A 1,952-nucleotide genomic window follows, 5' to 3' on the forward strand; every position below is an offset into this window, starting at 1 on the left:
GTCCAGTAGGATGGGTTAGCGGTAGCGTAACATGAGCGGGCGTTGGGTTTCATGCTTCAACCCAACCTACGTTCATCTTATATTTAATTCCACCCACCCACTTAGGTCAAAATCAGGGTATTTTCTGTTTTCAAGTGATGAAATACAGAAAAGCAGCAATTCGATCGAGAAATCGATAAAAACAGCCTAGACTAGAAAAAGAATCCTCTATCCTGACAGCTATCCTGTGGAGATTACTTTTTTAGGAACCAGTTCCGGGGTTCCCACTCGTTCCCGTAATGTCTCTAGTATCGCCCTTCGGTTGCCGCAACGGGCAGAAATATGGCTGTTTGACTGTGGAGAAGGAACTCAACACCAGTTACTGCGTAGCGACCTGAAAAGTTCCCAAATCCGACGCATTTTTATCACCCACATGCACGGGGATCATATCTTTGGTCTAATGGGACTGTTAGCCAGTATTGGATTAGCCGGTTCTGCTCAGGATATTGATATCTACGGACCCCCCGGACTAGGGGACTATCTGCGTGCTTGTGCTAAGTATTCCTATACTAATTTAGCCAATCGGGTGCGTGTCCATCCCGTTTCCCCCGGCATACTCTACGAGGATGAAGAATTTACCGTCTCCTGTCAGCTATTAAAACATCGTATTCCCGCCCACGGTTATCGTATCGCCGAAAAAGACCGTCCAGGACGTTTTGATGTGGAAAAAGCCAACGCTTTAGGTATTCCCCCCGGACCAATTTACGGCAAGCTGAAAAAAGGGGAAACTGTCACCCTTCCCGATGGCAGAAAAATTCGCGGTCAGTCCCTCTGCGGAGAAACGGAAATCGGCCGTAAAATTGCCTATTGTACCGATACTATTTTCTGTGAAGGCTCGATCGAATTGGCACAGAATGCAGATGTGCTAATTCATGAGGCGACTTTTGCTCACCAAGATGCCGGATTAGCCTTTGAAAGTGTTCACTCCACTTCGACGATGGCAGCCCAGGTGGCCTTGGCAGCCCAAGTAAAATTGTTATTAATGACCCATTTTAGTCCCCGTTATCTACCGGGGAATTCTCTGGATATTTCCAATCTGTTAGAGGAAGCGCGGGCAATTTTTCCTAACACTAAATTAGCCTACGATTTCCTCACCTACGAAGTCCCCCGCAACCGTCAAGAAATGGTCTTAGGAGTTAAGTAATTATGCCAGCAGCAGTAGAAGAAAAAAGCATGGTTCCCACGGTTTTAGTGGGTATTGGTGGCACGGGTAACGAAATTTTATCGCGATTGCGTCGCTTAATCGAGGAAAGTTATGGCAGTTTGAGTAATTTTCCGATTGTCAGTTTTTTGGTGGTTGACACGGATAAGGATTATAAAATCAGTAATCCTGAAGCTGCTGGCAGTGCTTTTAAAGATAACGAAAAACACTGGGCCCGGGTGAGTGGAAAACAGGTACAGGAGATGGTATCTGACATGGATAGATATCCCTGGATTAATAGTTGGTTTCCCCCGGAATTAGAGAGAAATATTACTTCCCTGGAAGCGGGAGCGGGACAAATTCGCGCCTGTGGTCGTTTTGCTTTATTTTGTAATTATCATGAGATTCAAAGGAAATTTCTGGACGCGGTGAGACGGGTAAAGGGACAAGAAAACTTTATGCTCGATCGCTATGGAATTAAAGTTAGTAATAGTGCCATTAATGTCTTTACTACGGGGTCTTTAAACGGTGGTACGGGTAGCGGAATGTTAATCGATATAGGCTACTGTATTCGTAATTGGTTGCGAGGGGAAAGTAGTCCTTTGAGTACGGCAATTGTTCCCACTCCTGAAGCATTTGCGGGGATTAGTGTCGGCGATCGAGTTTTGGCTAATGGTTACGCTGCCCTGATGGAATTAAATTACTTTTCTGACTACAGAACCGAATATCATCAACAGTTTAGCAGCGGTTTAGTCGATGAAGTGGTTAGTAA

General features: G+C 45.3%; 2 protein-coding genes. Both read left to right on the top strand.

The window, feature by feature from the left end; genetic code table 11:
* Window positions 1-226: 226 nt before the first annotated feature.
* Window positions 227-1,183, top strand: coding sequence for a ribonuclease Z (locus tag PX481_RS03475; RefSeq protein WP_002762405.1), 957 nt, complete (start codon window positions 227-229; stop codon window positions 1,181-1,183).
* Between the two features lie 2 nt (window positions 1,184-1,185).
* The coding region (locus tag PX481_RS03480) for a tubulin-like doman-containing protein (protein ID WP_288093681.1) at window positions 1,186-1,952 on the top strand (767 nt) is incomplete at its 3' end.

The organism is Microcystis sp. M53603_WE2 (genome assembly GCF_030065435.1).